Source organism: Corallococcus sp. M7 (assembly GCF_054512695.1).
The window spans coordinates 1,222,664-1,244,099 of sequence record NZ_CM137252.1 but is presented as its reverse complement, the minus strand read 5'-3'; the positions used below and the strand labels follow the sequence as shown (position 1 = coordinate 1,244,099).

The window sequence follows — 21,436 nt, the reverse complement described above, 5'->3', positions numbered from 1 at the left end:
AGGAAGAAGGCTGTCGCAGCATGGACGTCCCGCCTGACATCCACCTCGTGACAGACGCCATGCCTCCCCTGCCCTCCCGCGCCGCCCGGGTGTTCTTCATCGCGCTGGCGCTGGTGCTTGACGCCGGCTGCCGCGACCCGGCGCCTCCGGCGGGCATCACGGTGTTGTTGGAGACCCCACCGGACAGCCTGGATGATCGCTTCGCCCTCACGGCCCATGGACAGCGGCTGGCACAGCTCGTCAGCCCGGGGCTGCTCACCTTCGATGACTCGAGCCGGCCCGTGCCCCAGTTGGCGGAGTCCTTCCGCGAGGTCTCGCCCACGGTGGTGGAGTTCGTCCTGCGTCCGGGGCTGACCTTCCATGATGGGAGCGCCCTCACCTCCGAGGACGTGAAGGCCACCTTCGATGCCCTGATGAATCCGAAGCTGGGCAGCCCCAAGCGCGAGCGGTACGAGCCGGTGGAGCGCGTGGAGGTGGTGGACGCCCGCACGGTGCGCTTCCACCTGAAGCGGCCCTATGCGCCGCTGCTCGCGGAGCTGTCCGCGGCCATCCTGCCCTCGGAGCGAGTGGGGCCTGGAGGCATCGAGGCGCAGGGAACGCACCCGGTGGGCGCGGGGCCGTTCCGGTTCGAGTCGTGGCCGGATGAAGAGCACCTGACGCTGGTCCCCTTCGAGGGCTGGCATGGAGGCAGGCCCGCCGTGTCGAGGCTGACGTTCCGGGTGGTGCGGGACGAGACGACGCGGGTGCTGGAGCTGCTCAAGGGCCGTGCGGACCTGGTGGTGAACAACGTGTCCCCGGCGGTGCTGCCCGCGCTGCGCGAGTCGCCCCACCTGCGCGTGGTGACGAAGCCGGGCACGGGCTTCACGTACCTGGGAATCAACCTGCGCGAAGGGCCGCTCGCGGACGTGCGCGTGCGCCAGGCGCTGTGTCACCTCATCGACGTGCGCCCGCTGGTGGAGCACAAGCTGCACGGGCTGGCGGAGCCCGCGTCCAGCATGCTGCCTCGTGAGCACTGGGCCTTCACGGAGACACCGGGCTGCGGCTACGCGCCGGAGAAGGCGGCCCGGCTGCTGGACGCGGCGGGGTATCCGGATCCGGACGGGCCCGGGGGGCAGCCGCGCCTGTCCTTCACCTTCAAGACGAGCACGGACCGCTTCCGGCGCGCGGTGGCGCTGGTGCTCAAGGAGCAACTGGCGAAGGGCGGCATCGCGGTGGAGGTGCGGGGGTTGGAGTTCGGGACCTTCTTCGAGGACGTGCGCCGGGGGCGCTTCGAGCTGTTCACGTTGAAGTGGGCCGCCGTGATGGAGCCGGACCTGCTGCGGGGCGCGTTCCATTCCGCGAACATCCCCGGGCCTGAGAACCACTGGGGCGGGTTCAATCGCGGAGCGCTGAAGGACCCGAAGCTGGACCGCGTGCTGGACGCGGCGACGCAGGTGACTCGCGAGGAGCGGAAGGCGCTGTACGCGGAGGCGCAGCGGGAGCTGGACGCGGACATGCCCGTCATCCCGCTGTGGCATGAGGCCAGCGTCGCGGTGGTGTCCTCGCGGCTCGCGGACTTCGAGCCCAGCGCGCACGGCCTGCTGCTGCCGCTGGCGAAGGCGCGGGAGGTGACGCCATGACCCGGAGACTGGTGTCCGCGGCCATCGCGATGGTGGGGGCGCTGCTGCTGGTGTCGCTGTTCCTGCACCTCGTGCCTGGGGACCCGGTGGACGTGATGCTGGGGGAGCAGGCGACGCAGGTGGACCGTGCGGCGCTGCGGCAGGCCGTGGGGTTGGACCTGCCGTGGTACGCGCAGCTCTGGACGTTCGCGCGCGACCTGGCCACCGGGGAGCTGCGCACGTCGCTGCCTCCGTTCCAGCGCAAGGTGCTGCCGGCCCTGGGCGCGGCGCTGCCGTACACGCTGCTGCTCACGGTGTCGGCCATGGCCGTGTCCCTGGTGCTGGCGCTGCCCCTGGGCGTGATGGCGGCGGCGCGGCGAGGGACGCCCGTGGACGCGGCGGCGATGGGCGTGTCCGTGGCGGGGGTCGCCCTGCCCCGCTTCTGGTTGGGCCCGGTGCTCATCATCCTCTTCGCGCTGAAGCTGGACTGGCTGCCCGTGTCGGGCGCGGAGTCGTGGCGGCACCTGGTGCTGCCCGCGTTCACGCTGGGCACCGCGCTGGCCGCGTTCCTCGCCCGGATGACGCGCGCGACAATGCTGGAGGCCCTGCGCGAGGACTACGTCACGGTGGCCCGGGCCAAGGGCCTGTCTCCCCGCGTGGTGCTGTGGAAGCACGCGTTCCGCAACGCGCTGCTGCCGCTGGTGACGGTGTTGGGCCTGGAGTTCGGCGCGCTGCTGGGCGGTGCCATCGTGACGGAAAAGGTGTTCGCGTGGCCGGGCATGGGCACGCTGCTGCTCACCGCCATCGAGAAGCGCGACTACAACACCGTGCGCGCCACGGTGCTCCTCTTCACGTTCTGCTACGTCGTGGTCAACACGCTCACCGACCTGACATATGCGTGGGTGGACCCGCGCGTGCGGAGGCGCTCATGAGTACGGCGCACCGCTTCCGTCTGCACTCGTGGGGCGCAAGGTTCGGGCTCGCCGTGGCGTGCGTCTGGGTGCTCACCGCGCTGTTCGCGCCGTGGCTCAGCCCTCACGCGCCGGACGCCATCGACCTCACGCGCGAGCTGTCGCCCCCGACGCCCGGGCATCCGCTGGGCACGGGGGAGAACGGCATCGATGTGCTCACGCACGTGCTGTACGGCGCGCGCGTGTCGCTGGAGGTGTCCTTCTTCGCCGTGGTGCTGTCCGCCGCGGTGGGCATCACGCTGGGCGGCATCGCGGGCTACGCGGGCGGGCTCGTGGACGAGGCGCTGATGCGGCTGGTGGACGTGCTGCTCGCGTTCCCCGGCATCCTGCTGGCGCTGTTCATCACCGCCGTCCTGGGTCCCAGCCTCACCAACGTGGTGTTCGCCCTGTCCTTCACCGGGTGGACGGGCTACGCGCGGCTGACGCGGGGACAGGTGCTCACCCTTCGCGAGCGTGACTACGTGCAGGCGGCTCGGGCGCTGGGCAGCGGTCCGGGCCGCATCCTCGTGCGGCACATCCTGCCCAACGCGGCAGGGCCATTGCTCGTACTGGCGACGTTCGCGCTGCCGGGCGCCATCGTCGCGGAGGCGTCCCTGAGCTTCCTGGGGCTGGGCGTCCCCCCGGGCACGCCGTCCTGGGGGGCGCTGGTGGACCAGGGGACGCAGTACCTGCTGGTGGCGCCGCACGTGGCCCTCTTCCCCGGCATCGCGCTGGCGGTCACGGTCCTGGGCTTCAACCTGCTGGGCGATGCGCTTCGCGACGCGATGGATCCACGTCACGAAGGACGCTGACTTGAAGGCCCCGGGCGTCCCTGGCAGGAAGCAGGAACGAAAGGGAGTCAATCCATGAAGGCCGTGGTGCAGCGGGTCCTGGAAGCATCGGTGACGGTGGACGGACAGCGTGTGAGCGAGATGGGCCCGGGCCTGCTCGTGCTCCTGGGCGTGGGCAAGGGCGACACCGACGCGGACATGACGTGGATGGTGGAGAAGCTGGCCACGCTGCGCATCTTCGAGGACGCCAACGAGAAGATGAACCTGTCGCTGGAGGACACCTCCAAGCAGCTCATCGTCGTGAGCCAGTTCACGCTCTACGGCGACGCGCGCAAGGGCCGCCGGCCCAGCTTCATCGAAGCGATGGAGCCCGTCGCCGCCAAGGCCCTCTACGAGCGGGCCTGCGAAGCGCTGCGCCAGCGCGGCCTCACCGTGGGCACCGGCATCTTCGCCGCGGACATGAAGGTCGCGCTCGTCAACGACGGGCCCGTCACCATCCTCCTGGAGAGCCCTCCGAAGGCCGCGCCTCCGGCCTGAAGCCTCAGGGCACGTCCAGCGTGCGGCGGAAGAAGGCCACGCCCTCCGCGTTCGTGCGCGCGTGCGAGGCCGGGCGCGTCCCCTTCACCGGGTCGCCGCACAGCATGGCGATGACGTCGAAGCCCTTCGGGTAGCACTCGGGCAGGAAGCTGAAGTGCCCCGCGTCGTCCAGGACCACCGTCGTCGTGGTCGCGGCCGGCAGCAGCCCCGCCAGGTGCATGCCGTGCCCTTCGTGCGGCATCAGCTCGTCGCCCTTCGCGAGCACCAGCTCCACGGGCTTCTGGATGTCAGCGGTGTCGCGCGCCTCGAAGGAGGCCGCCATGCCCGGCGCCATCGCGAACGCGGCCTTCACGCGCGGATCCAGGTATGACGCTCGCGCGTGCTTCATGTCGATGCGGCTGTAGTCCACGTCGCGCAGGCCCTCGCAACCAATCTCCTCCTGGGTTCCTGGCGTCTTGCAGCGCTTCTCGATCCACTCCAGGTTCAGGTTCAGCCCCACCAGCGCCAGCGCCGTGTAGCCGCCCATGGAGTGCCCCGATGCACCGATGCGCTCCGGGTCGACGCGCGGGCCCCACTTCGGGTCCTTCAGCAGGTGGTCCAGGATGACCGTGAAGTCCCGCGGGCGTTCGTAGGCGCGCGCGAAGCCCTCCGGGCTCGTGTCTCCGAACGTGTTGCCCGGATGGTTCAGCCCCACCACGACGAAGCCGTGCGCCGCCAGGTTCGAACCGAACCAGGCCAGGTCCATCACCGAGCCCCCACTGCCGTGGGACAGCAGCACCACCGGCCAGCGCTCCCGCGCGTCTGACAGCGGTGCGTCCTTCGCGCCATAGAAGGGCTTGAACACGTCCGACGGCGCGCGGTTGTCCATCGGCGTGCCGGGGGCCACCGGGTACCAGACCCACGGCTTCAGCGTGCGGCGGCGGACCGCGTCCTCGTACGTCAGCGACTGCGTGACGCCCACCGCGTAGGCCGCGTCCGGGCCGTAGAGCGATGCGTGGTCCGTGCGCGGAGCCTCCGCTTTCTTCGAGGAAGAACAGCCGCCCGTCAGCAGCGCGGAGACGAGGAGGACGGGACCCATCGAAGAGAGCAAACGGAACATGGCCCCGGAGCATGGCCGGGAACGTCGGAACAGGGAATCCCGGAAGGCGCCGTCCGCCTCAGCCCAGCAGCCCCAGGCTCCTGGCCGTCAGGCTGAAGGCAACGCCCGCGCCGAGCGCGCAGGCCATGGCCACCGGGACGGACAGGCCGCGCCACAGGGCCAGCGCGAGGATGCCCAGCAACGCGGCGGTCGGAATCAGGCCGAGCAGCACCCGGCCCACGAAGACCGCGATGTCCGCCTTCGGAACCCCGTCCACGGCCAGCCAGATGACGGACAGGAAGCTGACCAGGGGCAGCGCGGCCAGCCAGCCTCCCAGTTGCGGATTGCGCCGCGCGACGACGTTGATGCCCCCAATCGCCAGCGCGGAGACCACGACCTTGAAGAAGGTGAACATCACTCCCCCTCCACGCAGTCGAGCAGCAGGTTCAGCCCCTCGCGGATGGCCTCGCGCCGGGCCGCCGGCAATCGCGCCAGCCTTTGCGCCAGCTTCTCCGCGTCCAGGCCGGTCTGCTCCTCCAGCACCCGGCTGCCCTCGGCGGTGAGGCGGACCTCGACCACGCGCTCGTCCTCCGGACGGCGGACCTTGCTGACCAGGTCCTTCTCCACGAGGCGGCGCACGACCTCCGACGCCGTGTTGGGCGCGCAGCCCAGGTGGTTCGCGATGGCCTGGACGGTGACGCCTCCCTCCCCGGCCAACTGGAGCGCCCGGACCGACTGGTGCCCCAGCGCCACCGTGTAGCGGGGATGGCAGTGCCGGTAGATGGCCGCGTACGTCGCCGACAGCTCCGCCGCGAGCGGAGCCAGTCCAGCGGAGGCTTTCTGTCCCATGACACGAACATATCGTGCGGGACGATATGTTCAAGGCATGGCGGGACGCCTGCTCAGCGGACGTCCAGCGTGCGACGGAAGAACTCCACCGCCTCCGCCTTCGTGCGCGCATGCGTGGCCGCGCGCGTCCCGGCGACCGCGTCCCGGCACAGCGGGGGCGCGACCTCGAAGCCCAATGGCATGCACTCGGGCAGGAAGCTGAAGTGCCCCGCGTCGTCGAGCACCACCGTCTTCGCCGCGGGCAGTTGACCCGCCAGCTTCATGCCCATGAGCTCGTGCGGCATCAGCTCGTCACCCTTCGCGAGCACCAGCTCCACCGGCTTCTGGACGTCCGCCAGGTCCCGCGCCTCGTAGGAGCCCGCCATGCCCGGCGCCATCGCGAACGCGGCCTTCACGCGCGGGTCCTGGTACGACGCACGCGCGACGGCCATGTCGATACGGCTGTAGTCCACGTCGCGCAGGCCCTCGCAGCCCACGTGGTCGCGGGTCTCCGGCGCGGTGCAGCCCTCGGCGATCCACTGCAGGTTCATGCGCGCACCCACCAGCGCCAGCGCCGTGTAGCCGCCCATGGAGTGCCCCGCCGCGCCAATTCGCTCCGGGTCCATGCGCGGGCCCCACTTCGAATCCTTCAGCAGGTGGTCGAGCAAGACCGAGAAGTCCCGGGGCCGCTCATAGCCGCGCGCATAGCCCTCCGGGCTGTCGTCCCCGTGGGTGTTGCCCGGGTGGTTCACCGACACGACGAGGAAGCCGTGCGCCGCCAGGTGCGCGCCCAGCCAGGACATGTTGATGGCCGCGCCCCCGCTGCCATGTGACAGCAGCACCACCGGCCAGCGCTCGTGCGCGTCCGACACCGGCGCGTCCTTCGCACCGAGGAAGGGGGCGAAGATGGGCGAAGCCGGCTGCGTCTCCATCGGCGTACCGGGAGCCGCCGGATACCAGACCACCGCCTTCAACGAGCGGTGTCGCGCGGCGTCCTCCACCGTCAGCGATGAGAGCCCCACCGCATGGGCCGCGTCCGCGCCGTAGGGGGACGCAGTGGCGGATGCAGAAGCCTGCTCCGCACCGCGCGAGGAAGCACAGCCGCCCGTCAGCAGGGCCGCGGACATCAGCAGCGCGCCGGACATGCACGGGAGCACCGCGCGGGAGGGACAGCGCGAGGAGAGGGGCATGGGTGGATGGCTCCGGGCCCTCGGTGGGCCTCAAGTGGATTTCGGTCGCGAACGACGCATGAACCACAGCGGACATCCTCGCACCACCGTGGATGCGCCGGGCACGAGCGCCTTGCGTCCCTACGGCGCGGAGGGAGGATCCATTGCGCAGGAACAACGACGGCCACGAGCGGCGGATGCCCCTCTACGGCGCGGAACGGCGCTCCATCGCGGAGGAATTCGCGCGGCTCACAGCCGCACGGTGGTCCCGCGCGTCACCAGCGCGGCCAGCCCCTGCTTCGTCTGCGCGGCGGTGCGCAGGTGCAGCGTGAGCGCGCCCAGCTCGCGGATCCACGTGGCCGCGTTCGGGCCCAGGCCGGAGAACAGCACGGACAGGGGCGGCGGCTGAGGCAACCGGCCCGTCCAGTAGCCCAGCACCTCCTCGCGCTCCGGCAGCACCGGCAGCTTCAGTCGCTCCTGCTCCCGCGACAACAGCCGCTCCAGCTTGCGCGGCAGGTTCACCTGCCAGTGCAACACCGTCTTCGCCGGCCGCCACGCCCAGTCCGCGAAGGCGAACCGCTCACGGACCGCGTACTCCCCGCGGCCCTGCGTGACGAAGACGCGGTCCGGCGGAAACTCCGGGAAGGGGTCCCACTGCCCGGCCAGGAGCGACGCCAGCCCCTGCTCGCCCGGGGGACGCCGGCGGAAGTTGTCCCGCACCACGCGCGCCGCCCTGGCGTCCCAGTAGGGATAGGCCGGGTCCTCCACCATCAGCGCCAGGTTCAGCGCCTCGTCCCACTCGTCCGCGTAGCCGCCGGGGGAGCCGCCCACCTCCCAGCCGCCGGGCGCCTCGCGCCAGGGCTGGAACACCAGCCGGTCCACCAGGTCCATCCACCCGTCCGAGTCCACCGACCCCACGCCCCCCGGCAACGCCGACGAGGCCAGCCGCTGGCAGAGCGTGAACGCCTGCGGGTCCCCCAGGTGGTTGGACAGGGCCTCCAGCGCGCCGGAGGCATCCCCCATGGCGCGCGTGAAGAACGGCAGCACCAGCTCATGGAAGAAGCGGTCGTTGATGGGACGCAGGACGACGTCCATGCGGGGCGTCTCCTGTCAGGCCCTCAGGGCCGCGCGTCTTCCTGGACGATGAGGGCGTGGATGTCCGCGGCCGAGGGCGCCTCCAGGATGGCCGCCCGGAAGCGCGGGTTCTTGAAGAGGCGCGAGATGCGCGCCAGCGCCTTCAGGTGCACCCCCGCGCTGTTCTCCGGCGCCACCAGCGCGAAGAACAGGTGCGTGGGCTTGCCGTCGATGGATTCGAAGTCCACCCCCGTGCGCGACACGCAGAAGGCCGCCTGGAGGCTGTCCATGCCCGCCAGCTTGCCGTGGGGGATGGCCACGCCTTCGCCAATGCCCGTGCTGCCCAGCTTCTCGCGTTCCTGGAGCACCGCCACCAGCCGGTCCTCGCGCAGATTCGGATGCGCCCGGGCCAACGTGGCACTCAGCTCGCGCAGCACCTCCGGTTTCGTGCGGGCCTGCATGTCCGCGACGACCGCCTGGGGGCTGAGGAAATCGGCGATTCTCAATGGCGCTCCCGCACTGGCGCTCCGGGCCGGCAATGATTCCTCGGCCGGCAATTACTCCTCACACTGGATTCGCGCAAGGGTCGCCTGGGCGGTGACAGGCGCTTCGCTCACTGCGCGTCAGCCCGGGCCGCTCCCCCACACACCCCTGCCTGGGTCCCGGGCCCCGGGCCGGGGGATGGCCCCGGACCCGGTCCCCAAGCACGGACGGTTGCCCGTCAGGTGCCGGTGGCGGCCACCGGCGCCTCGGGCAGGTGCGGCTCGATGAGGCCGAACCCACCCTCCTTGCGGCGGTAGACGATGGACAGCGCCTGGGACTGCTGGTTCTGGAACACGTAGAAGTCGTTGTTCATCAAGTTCATCTGCATCACCGCGTCGTCCACGGACAACGACTGGATGGCCAGGTGCGTGGTGCGCACCAGGCGGGCGACGCCCGACTCGGCCACCGGCGCCTGGGCGGCGGGCGCGGAAGCCTCGGCGGTCTCCTCCGGCTCGTGGACCTCGAAGACGTCGTGGCGGACCTTCACCAGGTCCTGGCGGTGGTGGACCTTCTCCTTGCCGTGGTGCGACTTGAGCTTGTCGCGGTAGCGGCGCAGCTGCCGTTCGATCTTGTCCATCGCCAGGTCGATGGACGCGTACATGTCATCGCTCTTCTCACGCCCCCGGAGGACCCAGGCGCCGGAGTGGATGGTGATGTCCGCGTGGTGCAGGTGCCGCTCCAACGACAGCACCACGTGGGCTTCACCCGCCCGGTCCAGCAGTCGGTTCACCCGATCGACCTTTTCACGGGCGTACTCCTTCAGGGAATCCGACGATCCGAACTGACGGAAGGTGATGTTGAGCTGCATGCGTGGCCGCCTCCTAGGGAGAGAGGTAAGCTCCGTCACAGATCAGAAACGGAGCCCACGCCGAAAGCAACCCGGCCCCCCAGGTTGGAACTTCCCGTTCACGGCTCGCGCTCGCGAAAGCGACCGCAATAGGACACGTCTGATGTCCGCTGCATGGCACGGCGGGGGGATTCCGACCCAGGCCTCATTTTCCGGTCAGCCCTCCCCCACACCGCGTGCGTGGCACTCAGGCCAGCAACATGCCTCCGGTGACACCCAGGATGTCGCCGTTGACGAAGCGCGACTCGTCACACGCGAGGAACACGTAGCTGGGCGCCAGCTCCGCGGGCTGCGCGGGCCTGCCCGTGGGCGAGCTCTTGCCGAACTCCTTCACCTTCTCCCCGTCGTAGGACTGGGGAATCAGCGGCGTCCACACGGGGCCCGGCGCCACGGCGTTGACGCGGATGCCGCGGCCGATGAGCTCCTGTGACAGGCCCTTGGTGAAGGTGACGATGGCGCCCTTCGTGGTCGCGTAGTCGAGGATGGAGGGCGTGGGCTGGTACGCCTGGATGGACGCGGTGTTGATGATGGTCGCGCCCGGCTTCATGTGCGGCAGCGCGTACTTCACCAGGTGGAACATCGCGAGGATGTTGACCTTGAAGGCGCGCTCCACGCGCTCCGCTTCCAGCTCCTCGAACTTCTCCACCGCCTTGCCCTGGTAGGCCGCGTTGTTCACGAGCACGTCGATGCGGCCGAACTTCTTCACCGTGTCCTCGACGATGCGCTTGCAGGTGGCCTCCAGCGCCATGTCGCCCGCGAGCGCCAGCGCCTGCCGTCCGGAGCCTTCAATGACGCGGCGGGTGTGGTTGGCGTCGTCACCCTCGTTGAGGTACGCGAACGCCACGTCCGCGCCCTCGCGCGCGAAGGCCAGGCACACCGCGCGGCCAATGCCGCTGTCCCCGCCCGTCACCAGCGCGACGCGGTCCTGCAGCCGGCCAAAGCCCTTGTACGACTGCTCGCCGTAGTCAGGCTCCGGCTCCATGCGGCCCTCGTGGCCGGGAGAGGGCTGCGTCTGCTCCGGGAAGGGCGGCTTGGGGCCGGCGTCGCGGGGGTCGGGATTGCGGGCCATGTCATCACTCCGTGGGAAAGGCGTTTCCACACGGTGGAGGCGCTGGCATGGAGCGGCAATCACGCGCGGGCCGCCTGCCCGCCTGGCTCAGGGCACCACGGAGAGCACGAAGTCCTGCGAGTGGTAGATGGCGCCCGAGCACGACGCCACGCCCGTGCACTCGCTCACCACGCCCTCCAGGTCCGCGCCCAGCGTCAGGATGTGGTTCGCCTGCGGGGTGCCCTCGGCGATGGTGACGGTGGCCTTGGTGCCATCCTGCGTGACGGGGAGCACGCCGGGCGCGCGGCCCCCTTCGCGCAAGAGCAGCGCCTCCACCGGACCGGGCACCTCCGTGGACGGCTCCCAGAGGAAGTCGTAGGACTGCCCCACGCGCAGCTTGTCCGGGGTGCCTTCCCCCTGGAACGTGAACTTGCGCTTGGCCTTGGCGTTCTTCACCACCAGGCGCACGGTGCTGGAGGCGTCCTGCAACTGCACGACGATGTCCTCCACCGGCTCGCGGCCCCAGGCGGCCGGGTCGAAGTTGAAGTAGACGCGGCTGTTCTCACACGCCTCCGCGCGCCCGCCCACGTCCGACGCGCCGCCCGGCACCAGCGTCATGGGCTGGCCGTTGAAGGTGGCCGTCACGTCGTCGGCGAAGCGCGAGCACGGGCCGTCCGGCGCCACCGTGTAGCTGGCCGTGAAGCGGTGCGCGCCCTGCGCGTCCGGCGTCTCCGCGTCATCCACGTCCGCCAGCGCGAAGATGAGCGAGCGGTCCGACAGCTCCGCCAGCGTCATCACCTTCGTCTCGCCGCCGCCGCAACCGGTGAGCGCCACGAGCGCCCCCAGGACGGTGAAGCGGGACAGGGTTCGGCGCGGGCTCGGAGCAATGAAGGTCATGGCGGCCGGCACCCTATCACCCCCGCGCCAGCAGTCCTTCGAGCCGTGCCTTCACGCCGGGCCACTCCGTGTCGATGAACCCGTAGTACGCGCTGTCCCGCACCACGCCGCCGCGCACCAGCATGTGGTTGCGCAGGATGCCCTCGAAGGAAGCACCCAGGCGCTCGATGGCCGCCCTGGAGCGCGCGTTGCGGCTGTCCGTCTTGAGCTGCACGCGCATCACGCCCAGCGTCTCGAAGGCGTGCTTGAGGAGCAGGTACTTGCACTCGGTGTTCACCCGCGAGCGCCACGCCCGGCGGCCCAGCCAGGTGGAGCCGATCTCCAACGTCCGGTTGGAGTGGGAGATGTCCAGGTAGCGGGTGGTGCCCACCACGGCGCCGCTCGCCCGCTCGATGATGGCGAAGGGCTGCTCGGTGCCGCTGACAGCCCCCTTCAGCGCATGGATGACGTAGTTCTGCACATCGTCCCGCGTGCGCAGCACGGTCGAGAAGTGGGCGAAGATTTCGGGCTCGCAGAGCGCCGTGAGCGCGTCCACGTGCGTCTGGGACAGGGCCACCAGCCGCACGGCCGCCCCCTCCAGGATGACGAACGGGACGGAGAGCGGCGTGGGGTCACGGCGGGGAACACCGACATCACTGGGGAGCACGGGGTCCATGGACCGCTTCATGCCCCAAACCGGCCCTGCTGTGCAGGGCCGGTGATGGCGGACGGCTCTAGAAGTACTTCTTGCGCTTGCTGCTGGGGAGGATGCCCAGCACCTCGCGGTACTTGGCCACCGTGCGGCGGGCGATCTCGGTGCCCTGCGAGCGCAGCAGCTCGACGATCTTCTGGTCCGAGTACGGGTTGCGCGGGTCTTCCTGCGACACCAGCTGCTTGATGTGGTGCTTCACGGCCTCGCTGGCCGTGTCCTCGCCGGACACGCGCGCGATGGACGAGTTGAAGAAGTACTTCAGCTCGAAGATGCCCTGCGGCGTGTGCACGTACTTGCTGGTGGTGACGCGGCTGACGGTGGACTCGTGCATGCCGATGTCCTCCGCCACGTCGCGCAGGATGAGCGGCTTCAGGTGCGCGATGCCCTTGTCCAGGAAGTCCCGCTGGAACTTCACGATGCTCTCGGTGACCTTGTAGATGGTCCGCTGGCGCTGGTGGATGGAGCGGATGAGCCACATCGCGCTGCGCAGCTTGTCCTGGATGAACTCCTTCGTCTGCCCGGGGCTCACCGCGCCCGTCTTGAGCGCGTTCCGGTACATGCCGGAGATGCGCAGCTTGGACAGGCCGTCGTCGTTGAGGACCACGGTGTAGTCGTCGTCCCCCAGCTTGTAGACGAAGACGTCGGGGGTGATGTACTGCGCGTCATCCCCGCTGAAGTTGCGGCCCGGCCGCGGGTCCAGCTTCGGGAGCAGCTTCGCCGCCGCGACCACCTCTTCCAGGGTGACCTTGAGGTCCTTGGCGATGGCCGGCAGGTTCTTGCTCTCCAGGTACTTCATGTGGCGCTTGATGATGAGGCCCAGCAGCGCCGCGTTCGGGTCCTTCATCGCCTGCAACTGGATGAGCAGGCACTCCTGGAGGTCGCGCGCGCCGCAGCCCCGGGGCTCCAGGTTCTGGATGCGGCGCAGGGTGCGCTCGGCCACGTGCATGGGCACGTCCGCCTCGTTGGCCAGGCGGATGAGCGGATCGCCCTCCACCTCCGGCAGCTTGAGGTAGCCGTCGTCGTCCAGGTTCCCCAGGATGAGCACGCCCACGCGGCGCTCGGCCTCGTTGAGCCGCAGCGTGCCCAGCTGCTCCTGGAGGTGGTCGACCAGGTCCTCCTTCTTCACCATGTTGGCTTCGAACGACGGCAGGTCGTCCGTGGCCACGTTGCCCTTGTTGGAGGCGGTGGTGGGCTCGTTGAACTGGTAGCTGTTGAGGTAGGACTCCCAGTCAATCTCCGGGGGTCCCTCGCCGTCCGCCTTGAACTCCTGGGCGTTCTCCGGCGTCGCCGACGGCAGATCCACGTCGCGCGCGATTTCCGTGTTGTCCGCTTCGAGCGAGCCTCGCCAGGCTCCTTCTCGCTCACCTCGCCGGGCATGCCCTCCTCGGGCTGCTCCAAGAGGGGGTTCTGCTCCATCTCCTCGCGGACCTGGTCCAGGAGCTCCATTCGCGAGAGCTGGAGGAGCTTGATGGCCTGCTGCAGCTGGGGCGTCATCACCAGCTGCTGCGCGAGCTTCAGGCTCTGTTTGAGTTCCATCGCCATGTGGGGGCGTCTCCGGAAGGCATGCGTGCCACTTGATTGGAAGTTCCAATCAAGGACCGTGCCAACCTAACAAGGACCCCCGGCCACGTCCAGTGGCCCAGCGCATGGTTTCTGATTTGCAGTGTCTAAAAAACCGCAGGAAATCCGACAGGTTGCCGCAACCCCCGCCTGCCCGGCTGATGTTCAAACGTCGACGCAAAAGTGGGGCCAACTTCACCCCGAGCATCTGGAGACATACGGGGAGCGCGGCTTTTCACGGAGCCTGGAGACGGAACCGGTCTCCCAGGTAGACGGCCCTCGCGCGCGCCGAGCCGGCGATCTGCGCGGGGGTGCCCTCTTCGAGGATTTGCCCCTGTGCGATGATGTACGCACGGTCACAGATGCCCAGGGTGTCCTGGACGTTGTGGTCGGTGATGAGGATGCCCAGGCCCCGCTCGCGCAGCAGGTGGATCTGCCGCTGGAGGTCGCCCACGTTGATGGGGTCCACGCCGGCGAAGGGCTCGTCGAAGAGGATGAAGCGGGGGGCAGGGATGAGGCTGCGGGCGATTTCGGCGCGCCGCCGCTCGCCGCCGGAGAGGGTCTCGCCCCAGGACTCGGCGACGTGGGAGAGGCCGAACTCCTCCAGGAGGGTGTCCGCGCGCTGCTTGCGGTCCTGGGCGGTGAGCCCCTTCTGGAGCTCCAGCACGGCGAGGAAGTTCTCGCGCACCGTGAGCTTGCGGAAGACGGAGGCCTCCTGCGGCAGGTAGCCCACGCCGCGGCGCGCCCGGCGGTGCATGGGCAGGTGGGTGAGGTCCTCGTCGCCCACGCGCACCCGGCCGGCGTCCGGCGTCACCAGGCCCACCACCATGTTGAAGCTCGTCGTCTTGCCGGCGCCGTTGGGGCCCAGCAGGCCCACGACCTCACCGGGGGCGACGTTGAAGGACACGTCGCGCACCACCTGGCGTTTGCGGAAGGACTTCTTGAGCCCTTCGGCGAAGAGCTTCTCGCCGCTCATGGCGTCGGGCCCGGGGCCGGGGGCTTGGGCGCGGGGACCTTCTTGCGGGTGCCGGGGACGGCGGTGGTGGACGGGGAGTCCACGAGGATGCGGGCGTTCTCCACCTCCAGGCGCTCGTTGCCCAGGATGAGGCGCACCTTGGTGCCGGTGAGGTAGGTGTTGCCCTGGCGGGCCTCCGGGGAGCCCGTCACCACCAGCACGCCCGAGGGCACGTCGTAGTCGGCGCGCTCGCCCCGGGCCTGCCGGTCGCCGTCCACGGCGCGCACGTTGCCGGCGCACACCACGCGCGTCACCTGGCGGGTGGCGTTGTAGTAGCCGGTCATCTTGTCGCAGCGGATGTCCATGGTCTGGTGCTTCACCACCACGTTGCCGGTGAGCACCGCCTGGTTGCGGTCGCCGGTGACGTGGTCCGCGGACAGGTCCACCGGGTTGCGCAGGCCCGTGGGCGCCAGCGACGCGCCCGGCGCGGGCGGCGGGGCGGCCGGGGTGCCCGCGTCGGGAGCCGCGGGCTTCGCGGCGGGGGCTGCACCAGGCCTGGCGGCCGGCGTGGCCTGCGCGATGAGCGGGGCGCCAGGAGCGGCGGGCGCGGCGGCCTGGGAGGACGCGGGCTGGGCCAGGAACAGCGCCATCACGAGGAACTCAATCACTCCGTCGCTCCACCCAGCACGGCTTGGACCGTGCCCTCGAAGGTGAACGTCTGGTCCGCGGCGGACAGCGTGAAGCGGTCCGCGCGCATCTGGTAGTCCGGGCCCCTCATCGTCACGCCCTCGTCGCCATGGGCCCGCCGCGCGTCCGAGTCGTAGGTCAGCCGGGGGGTGTTGGCCACCAGGCCCTCCGCCGTCTGCACCACGACCCCGCCCGACCCCACCCACCTCTTGGACGCGAGGCTGCCGTCCATATTCGGCGCGGTGATGATGGTGCCTTCCTGCTGGGAGGCGGGCGAGCCCTTGGCGGGAGGCAGGCGCACGACGACCTCGGTGGCCTGCACTTCACCGCCCGCGCGCCGGTAGTTGACCCGCGAGGCGGTGCCGGAGACCTGGAGCGTGTCGCCCTCGTAGGAGCGCAGGTGCGCGCCCTCCAGCACCACGTCCGGGCGCGGCTCGTTCGCGCCCGGGGCCGGGCGGCGCGGCGAACAGCCGGTGGCGAGGAGTCCCAGGAAGCTCAGGGCAAGCAGGCGCGGCACGAGGCCCTCCTTATCACCGCGCCGGGGCGGACGGTGCGTCGGCGAGGGCCGGGGGAACGTCCTCGGGAGGACGCGTCTTCCAGCGCTGATGCATCCACACCCACTGTTCGGGGGCGCGGCGGATGGCCGCCTCGATGCGCTGCGACAGCGCGGCGGTGAGCGCCTGCACGGCCGCTTCACGCTCCGTCGCGTCCGGGTGCGGCACCTCTTCCATGGTGAGCCGGTAGCCCTGGCCGTCGCGCTGACAGAAGCCCACCACCACCGCCGCGCCGGTGCGCAGCGCCAGGTCCGCCGCGGCGCGCGGGGTGGCCGCCAGCTCCCCGAAGAAGGGCACGAAGACGGACTGCACCTTGGTGTCCTGGTCGATGAGGATGCCCAGGATTTCGCCGCTCCGGAGCGCCCGGAGCATGGCCCGGGCCGCGCCCTCCTGGCCGCGCCAGATGCTGCGCACCCCGCCCTTCGCCCGGAAGTCCTCCACCAGCGCGGTGAGGCGCGGGTCGCTGGTCTCCTTCGCGATGCTCTGGCTGGGGTAGCCCGCCTTCGCCACACGCCGGGCGAGCAGCTCCCAGTTGCCCACGTGGCCGGACACGAAGACGACGCCCTTCCCCTTCGCCAGCGCGGCCTCCAGCACCTGGCGGTCCGCGTCCGGCCAGGACACCAGGGACTCCAGCCCGGCATCCAGCGCCCTCGCGGAGGCGACCTCCAGGGCGGCGGCGGCCAGGTGACGGAAGGCGTCACGGGCGAGCGCGTCACGCTCCGCCCCGGTCCTCTCCGGGAAGGCGCGGGCCAGCGACTTGAGCGCCTTCCTGCGCTCCCCGCCCGCGAGCGCGTAGGCCCAGCCGCCCAGGGTCATGCCCAGGGTGCGGGCCGTGTCCAGCGGCAGGAACTGGAGCAGGCGCAACATCCCGGCGATGAGCAGGTAGCGCAGGTAACGCTTGAGGCGCTTTGTTAAAGGGGGACGCTCCACGACGCGTCTCCATATCCCATGCGCGAATACAACTTCGACGGCCTCATTGGCCCGACCCACAATTACGCCGGCCTCTCGCCGGGCAACCTGGCGTCACAGCACCACGGCGGCCAGCCCAGCCACCCCCGGGAGGCGGCGCTCCAGGGGCTGGAGAAGATGCGCTTCGTGTCGGAGCTGGGCGTGGGCCAGGCGGTGCTGCCGCCCCAGCCGCGCCCCTCCCTGCGCACCCTGCGGGCCCTGGGCTTCACGGGCTCCGACGAGGAGGTCATCACCCGCGCCGCGCGCGACGCGGAGCACCTCCTGCGCCTCAACTCCAGCGCCTCCGCCATGTGGACGGCGAACGCGGCCACCGTGGCGCCTTCAACGGACACCGCGGATGGCCGGGTGCACCTGACGCCCGCGAACCTCACGCAGATGTTCCACCGCGCCATCGAGGCGGACACCACGCACGCGGTGCTGCGCGCCATCTTCGCGGACGCGAAGCACTTCCAGGTGCACGCGCCGCTGCCGGGCGGCTCGCACTTCGCGGACGAGGGCGCGGCCAACCACACGCGCCTCTTCACGCCGGGGCACAAGGCCGTGCACGTGCTCGCCTGGGGCCGCAGCGCGTGGCAGGACGTGAAGGGGCCGCAGCGCTTCCCCGCGCGCCAGACGCTGGAGTCCAGCCAGGCCCTGGCGCGGCTGCACCAGCTGGCGCCGGAGCAGGTGGTGCTTCCCCAGCAGCATCCGGATGGCATCGACGCGGGCGCGTTTCACACGGACGTGCTCGCGGTGGGCAACGAGCGCTTCCTCATGCTGCACGCGCTGGCCTTCGTGGAGCACCCGAAGCTCCTCCAGACGCTGCGCGAGAAGCTGGGTGACGCGTTCCGCTTCGAGGTCGCGACGGACGCCGAGCTGCCGGTGAAGGACGCGGTGCGCGCCTACCCGTTCAACTCGCAGGTGCTGTCGCTGCCGGACGGCACCATGGCCATCATCGCGCCCACGGAGAGCCGCGAGACGCCCACCGCCCGCGCCTTCCTGGAGCGCGTCGTCGCCGGGGACAACCCGGTGAAGGCGGTGCACTACCTGGACGTCCGGCAGTCCATGAACAACGGCGGCGGCCCGGCGTGCCTGCGTCAGCGCATCTCGCTCACGGACGCGGAGCGCGCCGCCATCACCGCGGACGTCTTCTATTCGCCGGCCCTGCATGAGTCGCTCGCGGGCTGGGTGCGCAAGCACTACCGCGACGTGCTCAAGCCGGAGGACGTGCGCGATCCGCAGCTCGCGCGCGAGACGATGACCGCGCTCGACGAGCTGACGCGGCTGCTGAAGCTGGGCAGCGTCTACGACTTCCAGCAGTGACGTGAGCAGGCCTGCCCGCCTGCCCTCCGGCGCACCCGACGAGGGCAGGCCGTCATGACCGCCCCGTTCGGGTGGCGAATGGCCGCCCGCGTCGTCCGGACACACCTTGTAGGCGAAGGAGGTGATGTCCCCCATGATTCCGAGTGCCATTCAAAGCTATCTGCGGCGCCATCGCGTCCCCTTCGAGCGATATGCCCACGCCCGGGCCGTGACCGCGATGGAGCTCGTGGACGCCCTCAACGTGCCTGCCTGGCGCGTGGCCAAGTCCGTCATCGTGCTGGCCGACCGGCAGCCGTGGATCGTCGTCGTTCCCGCGATGGCGACCGTGGACCTGAGGCAGGTCCGCCACACGCTGGGCGTCCGCACCACGCGGCTCGCCGCCGAGTCCGAGTTCAAAGACCACTTCCCTGACTGCGAGACGGGCGCCGAGCCTCCCTTTGGAGAGCTGTACGGCCTGCCCGTCGCGATGGATGAGTCCCTGAGCGCCAACGAGCGGTTGCTGTTCCGCGCGGGTTCGCACGAGGAAGCCCTGGAGATGCGCTTCCAGGACTTCGCGCGCCTGGAGTGGCCGTTGGTCGCCACCTTCATCCAGCCGCTCCGTGAAGAGGAGGAGAAGGCCTCTTCGTACAGAGCGTCCGCGGAGGACTCGGGCGCGTCGGCCTGAGGTCCTCAGGGTGGGGGAGCGTCGCTGACCGCCGGTGAACCCGGCGCTTCCAGTTCCTGCCCCTTCGCGTCCTCCAGCAGCGCCCCCTTGTGTGCGTCCTGCAGCGCACGCTCGCGTTCTTCCAGCCGCGCCGCCCAGGCCTCACCCTCCGCGCGCCGTGCATCGTTGAGCGGCATGAGCCGCAGGCCCTCGTGCACCGAGCGCGCCGCCGCGTCGTAGCGCGACAGCAGCTCCTGCAACCGGGCCACCGCGAAGTGGCTCTCCGGACCGGGCAGCAGCCCCACGACCGAGCGGCGCTGCTCCAGTGCACGGGCCAGCAGGCCTTCCTTCTCGAAGCTGTCCGCCTCCAGCGACAGCATGCGCGCGCGCTGCCGCAGGTCGGTCAGGTACGGCGCCATGGCGGCCAGTGTGTCCCGCGACCTGCGCGTGAGCCCGGCCTCCTGCTGCCGCGTGGCCAGCGTGAAGGCCAGTTCCACGTCGTGGGGAAAGCGCTTCACGAGCGCCTCCAGCGACTGGAGTGCCTCCGCTTGCCTTCCCTGTGCACGCCACACGTCCGCGCGCAGCAGGTGCGTGGCCAGTGCATCCGGGGCGCGCCGCTCCACCTCCGCGCAGGCCGCCTCCGCCTCGGGGAGCTCTCGCTGGGCCAGCCGTCCGCGCGCCTCCTGCCTCCACAGCGCGGTGGCTTCGGGCCGGCCCTCGAAGTGTTCACGTGCCCAGGCGAGCCACTCGAGCCCCAGCGCGCGACGCGAGGGACCGGCGAGCAGCGCCTCCGCCAGCTCCACCACCTGTCCGGGCGCTTCGGACGTGAGGGTCTTCAGTTCATCGACCGTGCGGGCCCGGGGCATCGCCTCGCTGATCAGCACGCGCGTATCGCCGGCCTCGTGCGCGAGCCGGTACTCCAGGAAGGCCTGCTCACGCCGGCCCAGGTGCAGCAGGGCCCGTGCGGCCACGCGGTGCGCGGGCGCATCCAGGGGATGCAGGTACAGCGTGTGATTGACGAAGGTCAGCGCGTCCTTCGCGCCCTCGGCGCCGTTCGACACGGAGGCCATCGCCATCAGCCGGTACAGCAGGTAGTCCGCCGGGTGCGTGTCGATGAGCTGGAGCCCCAGCGCTCGCACCTCCGCGACGGGTACCCGCGCCGCCACGCGCTCCGCCAGCAGCGCCTCCGCGTCCACCATCCTCCGCTGTCCGGGCACGAGCGCGACGAGCATCACGGCCGTGAGCCCCGCCGCCAACGCCAGCGCGGGCCTGGCGGGCAGCGTGCCCCACTTCGTGCGGCGAGCGGCCATGCGCTCGGCCTCACGGGGCCGGGCCACCGCGCCCAGCACCACCGCGACCGCCACCGCGCACGCGGGCAGCTCCAGGCTGAAGTCGAAGAGGTTGTGCAGCGCCAGCGCCGCCACGCCGGACAGCGCCGCCAGCTCCACGGGCCCGTGGTCCTCGCGCCGCACGCGCTTCACGAAGGCCCAGAGGGCCAGCCCGAGCAGCAGCAGTCCCGGCACGCCCCACTCCGCCGCCACCTGCAACACCGCGTTCTCCGGGTGCGTGAAGGTGTTGGGGTTGGGTTCGGTCTGGTAGCGAGGGAAGGCGGCTTCGAACGCGCCGCGCCCCATGCCCAGCACCGGGAAGGCGCGGGCCGCGCGGGCCATCATCGGCCAGGGCTCCATCTTGCCGCGGCGCAGGGACTCCACGCCGTCCACGGTGCGCGCCTCCGCCCACAGCTGATCCGCCGCCAGGTACGCGCCCACGGACAGCGTCGCCAGCAGTCCCAGCAGCACCGCCGCGCCCCGTCCCCACGCGGGCCTGGCGGGAGTGCGCGCCTCGCGACGCTGCTTCACCAGCCACGCGGCGAGCAGCACCTGCCCGAAGATGAAGAACACGATGCCCGCGCGAGACAGCGACAGCAGCACGCCCGCGCCGGAAACGAGCGCCGCCATCGCGAAGGGCCACGCGCGCGAACGCGGCTGCTTCGAAAGCGCGAGCCCCACCGCCACCGTCGCGCACAGCCCCAGGAAGCCCGCGAGGTGGTTGGGATTTCCGAACGGCGTCACCAGCGGCGGCCGCGCATGCACGTAGGCCCGCAGCCCGAACAGCGCCTCCACGCCGAACAGCGCGTGTCCCAACCCCACCGTCGCCACCGCCGCGCCCGTGAACGAAAGGACCGCGAGCAGCCGCTGCCGCGACGCGCGAGCGCGGCACACCTGCACAGCCGCGACGAACGTGAGGAGATAGGCCCCGTGCTTCGCCAGCTCACGCCACGTGGCGGAAGGCTCCAGCGACACCGGCCGCCAGCCCGTGAGCCCCAGCGGAACGAGCACGTCCTCGCGCAGCGCCTGGGCCTCCGGACTCACGAACGCGAGCAGCCTGGGTGGCAGTGGCACGAGTTGCAACGCGCACAGCACCACGGCGCCCACCAGCGGCGCGGCGAGGAGCGGCACGCGCGGGGTCTCTCCCTGCCTGCGGGCCCCCACGAAGGCCAGCACCGCCGCGGCCCCGGACAGCACGCACAGCGGCCAGGACACCCAATGCGCGGCGCCGCCGAGCGCCACCGGGCCCAGCACCACCAACGCCGCGAGCACTGCTTCCGCGTAGACGGTGTACCGGGAGACGCGGTGGGAGCCAGGAGCCATGCGCGGCGCGGGAGTATGTCACGCTCCTCGCGGACCTCCGGGGCTTGTCCCCTCGGCCAGCGGG

The 21,436-nt window shown here is 70.9% G+C and carries 21 protein-coding genes and 1 pseudogene; 6 read left to right on the top strand and 16 right to left on the bottom strand.

The genetic code is table 11. From position 1 onward, the window contains the following. Positions 1–20 precede the first annotated feature (20 nt). From ACX114_RS05145 to dtd, 4 genes are read left to right on the top strand one after another with little or no spacing between them, the layout of a single operon-like run. A complete protein-coding gene (locus ACX114_RS05145; RefSeq protein WP_459295301.1) occupies positions 21–1,619 on the top strand; it encodes an ABC transporter substrate-binding protein in 1,599 nt (532 codons plus the stop codon). Next, positions 1,616–2,530, top strand: coding sequence for an ABC transporter permease (locus tag ACX114_RS05140; protein ID WP_459295299.1), 915 nt, complete (start codon positions 1,616–1,618; stop codon positions 2,528–2,530). Before ACX114_RS05145 ends, ACX114_RS05140 begins: the two co-directional genes overlap by 4 nt. Beyond that, entirely contained in the window at positions 2,527–3,360 is an 834-nt protein-coding gene (locus ACX114_RS05135; RefSeq protein ID WP_459295297.1) for an ABC transporter permease, read from the top strand. Before ACX114_RS05140 ends, ACX114_RS05135 begins: the two co-directional genes overlap by 4 nt. A gap of 54 nt (positions 3,361–3,414) precedes the next feature. After that, positions 3,415–3,876, top strand: a complete 462-nt coding sequence (gene dtd / locus ACX114_RS05130) for a D-aminoacyl-tRNA deacylase (protein WP_459295295.1) — start codon at positions 3,415–3,417, stop codon at positions 3,874–3,876. Between the two features lie 4 nt (positions 3,877–3,880). Here the strand turns inward: dtd and ACX114_RS05125 are convergent, their stop codons facing one another. The 15 genes and pseudogenes from ACX114_RS05125 to ACX114_RS05055 all read right to left on the bottom strand — a co-directional run bounded on the left by ACX114_RS05125 (position 3,881) and on the right by ACX114_RS05055 (position 16,737). Then, positions 3,881–4,954 (bottom strand): alpha/beta hydrolase family protein, encoded by a 1,074-nt coding sequence (locus tag ACX114_RS05125; RefSeq protein WP_459295293.1) that lies wholly within the window; start codon positions 4,952–4,954, stop codon positions 3,881–3,883. 79 nt (positions 4,955–5,033) lie between these two features. Next, positions 5,034–5,369 (bottom strand): hypothetical protein, encoded by a 336-nt coding sequence (locus ACX114_RS05120; protein WP_459295291.1) that lies wholly within the window; start codon positions 5,367–5,369, stop codon positions 5,034–5,036. Continuing rightward, positions 5,369–5,803 (bottom strand): MarR family winged helix-turn-helix transcriptional regulator, encoded by a 435-nt coding sequence (locus ACX114_RS05115; RefSeq protein ID WP_459295289.1) that lies wholly within the window; start codon positions 5,801–5,803, stop codon positions 5,369–5,371. The genes ACX114_RS05120 and ACX114_RS05115 overlap by 1 nt, the downstream gene beginning before the upstream one ends. A gap of 53 nt (positions 5,804–5,856) precedes the next feature. Beyond that, a complete protein-coding gene (locus ACX114_RS05110) occupies positions 5,857–6,972 on the bottom strand; it encodes an alpha/beta hydrolase family protein (RefSeq protein ID WP_459295287.1) in 1,116 nt (371 codons plus the stop codon). A gap of 228 nt (positions 6,973–7,200) precedes the next feature. Beyond that, on the bottom strand, positions 7,201–8,046 hold the full coding sequence (locus ACX114_RS05105; protein WP_459295285.1) for a hypothetical protein: 846 nt from the start codon (positions 8,044–8,046) through the stop codon (positions 7,201–7,203). A 23-nt stretch (positions 8,047–8,069) separates the two neighbouring features. Further along, the gene (locus ACX114_RS05100; RefSeq protein WP_459295283.1) at positions 8,070–8,531 is read right to left on the bottom strand and encodes a PTS sugar transporter subunit IIA; all 462 of its coding nucleotides are present in this window, start codon (positions 8,529–8,531) and stop codon (positions 8,070–8,072) included. Positions 8,532–8,746: 215 nt separating this feature from the next. Continuing rightward, positions 8,747–9,376 (bottom strand): ribosome hibernation-promoting factor, HPF/YfiA family, encoded by a 630-nt coding sequence (hpf, locus tag ACX114_RS05095; protein WP_459295281.1) that lies wholly within the window; start codon positions 9,374–9,376, stop codon positions 8,747–8,749. 226 nt (positions 9,377–9,602) lie between these two features. Further along, a complete protein-coding gene (locus tag ACX114_RS05090) occupies positions 9,603–10,484 on the bottom strand; it encodes an SDR family oxidoreductase (protein WP_459295279.1) in 882 nt (293 codons plus the stop codon). 87 nt (positions 10,485–10,571) lie between these two features. Next, positions 10,572–11,360, bottom strand: a complete 789-nt coding sequence (locus ACX114_RS05085) for a hypothetical protein (protein WP_459295277.1) — start codon at positions 11,358–11,360, stop codon at positions 10,572–10,574. A 16-nt stretch (positions 11,361–11,376) separates the two neighbouring features. Further along, entirely contained in the window at positions 11,377–12,015 is a 639-nt protein-coding gene (locus tag ACX114_RS05080; RefSeq protein ID WP_459295275.1) for a GNAT family N-acetyltransferase, read from the bottom strand. A 58-nt stretch (positions 12,016–12,073) separates the two neighbouring features. Beyond that, a pseudogene (gene rpoN, locus ACX114_RS05075) lies at positions 12,074–13,593 on the bottom strand (RNA polymerase factor sigma-54). A 253-nt stretch (positions 13,594–13,846) separates the two neighbouring features. Continuing rightward, the gene (lptB, locus tag ACX114_RS05070; RefSeq protein ID WP_207052316.1) at positions 13,847–14,587 is read right to left on the bottom strand and encodes an LPS export ABC transporter ATP-binding protein; all 741 of its coding nucleotides are present in this window, start codon (positions 14,585–14,587) and stop codon (positions 13,847–13,849) included. After that, positions 14,584–15,234 (bottom strand): LptA/OstA family protein, encoded by a 651-nt coding sequence (locus ACX114_RS05065; protein WP_459295272.1) that lies wholly within the window; start codon positions 15,232–15,234, stop codon positions 14,584–14,586. The genes lptB and ACX114_RS05065 overlap by 4 nt, the downstream gene beginning before the upstream one ends. Next, positions 15,231–15,770: an LPS export ABC transporter periplasmic protein LptC gene (gene lptC / locus ACX114_RS05060; protein ID WP_459295270.1), complete on the bottom strand. Its 540-nt coding sequence runs from the start codon at positions 15,768–15,770 to the stop codon at positions 15,231–15,233. The genes ACX114_RS05065 and lptC overlap by 4 nt, the downstream gene beginning before the upstream one ends. A gap of 13 nt (positions 15,771–15,783) precedes the next feature. After that, positions 15,784–16,737 (bottom strand): lysophospholipid acyltransferase family protein, encoded by a 954-nt coding sequence (locus ACX114_RS05055; protein ID WP_459295268.1) that lies wholly within the window; start codon positions 16,735–16,737, stop codon positions 15,784–15,786. A gap of 18 nt (positions 16,738–16,755) precedes the next feature. On the opposite strand from ACX114_RS05055, the gene astB reads away from it, so the two are divergent. After that, positions 16,756–18,078 carry an N-succinylarginine dihydrolase gene (gene astB / locus ACX114_RS05050; RefSeq protein WP_459295266.1) on the top strand — a complete coding sequence of 441 codons (1,323 nt, stop codon included), beginning with the start codon at positions 16,756–16,758 and terminating at the stop codon, positions 18,076–18,078. A 133-nt stretch (positions 18,079–18,211) separates the two neighbouring features. Beyond that, positions 18,212–18,742: an aminoacyl-tRNA deacylase gene (locus ACX114_RS05045; RefSeq protein ID WP_459295264.1), complete on the top strand. Its 531-nt coding sequence runs from the start codon at positions 18,212–18,214 to the stop codon at positions 18,740–18,742. A 5-nt stretch (positions 18,743–18,747) separates the two neighbouring features. Here ACX114_RS05045 and ACX114_RS05040 read toward each other — a convergent pair whose 3' ends face one another. Continuing rightward, positions 18,748–21,372: an O-antigen ligase family protein gene (locus tag ACX114_RS05040; protein WP_459295262.1), complete on the bottom strand. Its 2,625-nt coding sequence runs from the start codon at positions 21,370–21,372 to the stop codon at positions 18,748–18,750. Between the last annotated feature and the right edge of the window lie 64 nt (positions 21,373–21,436).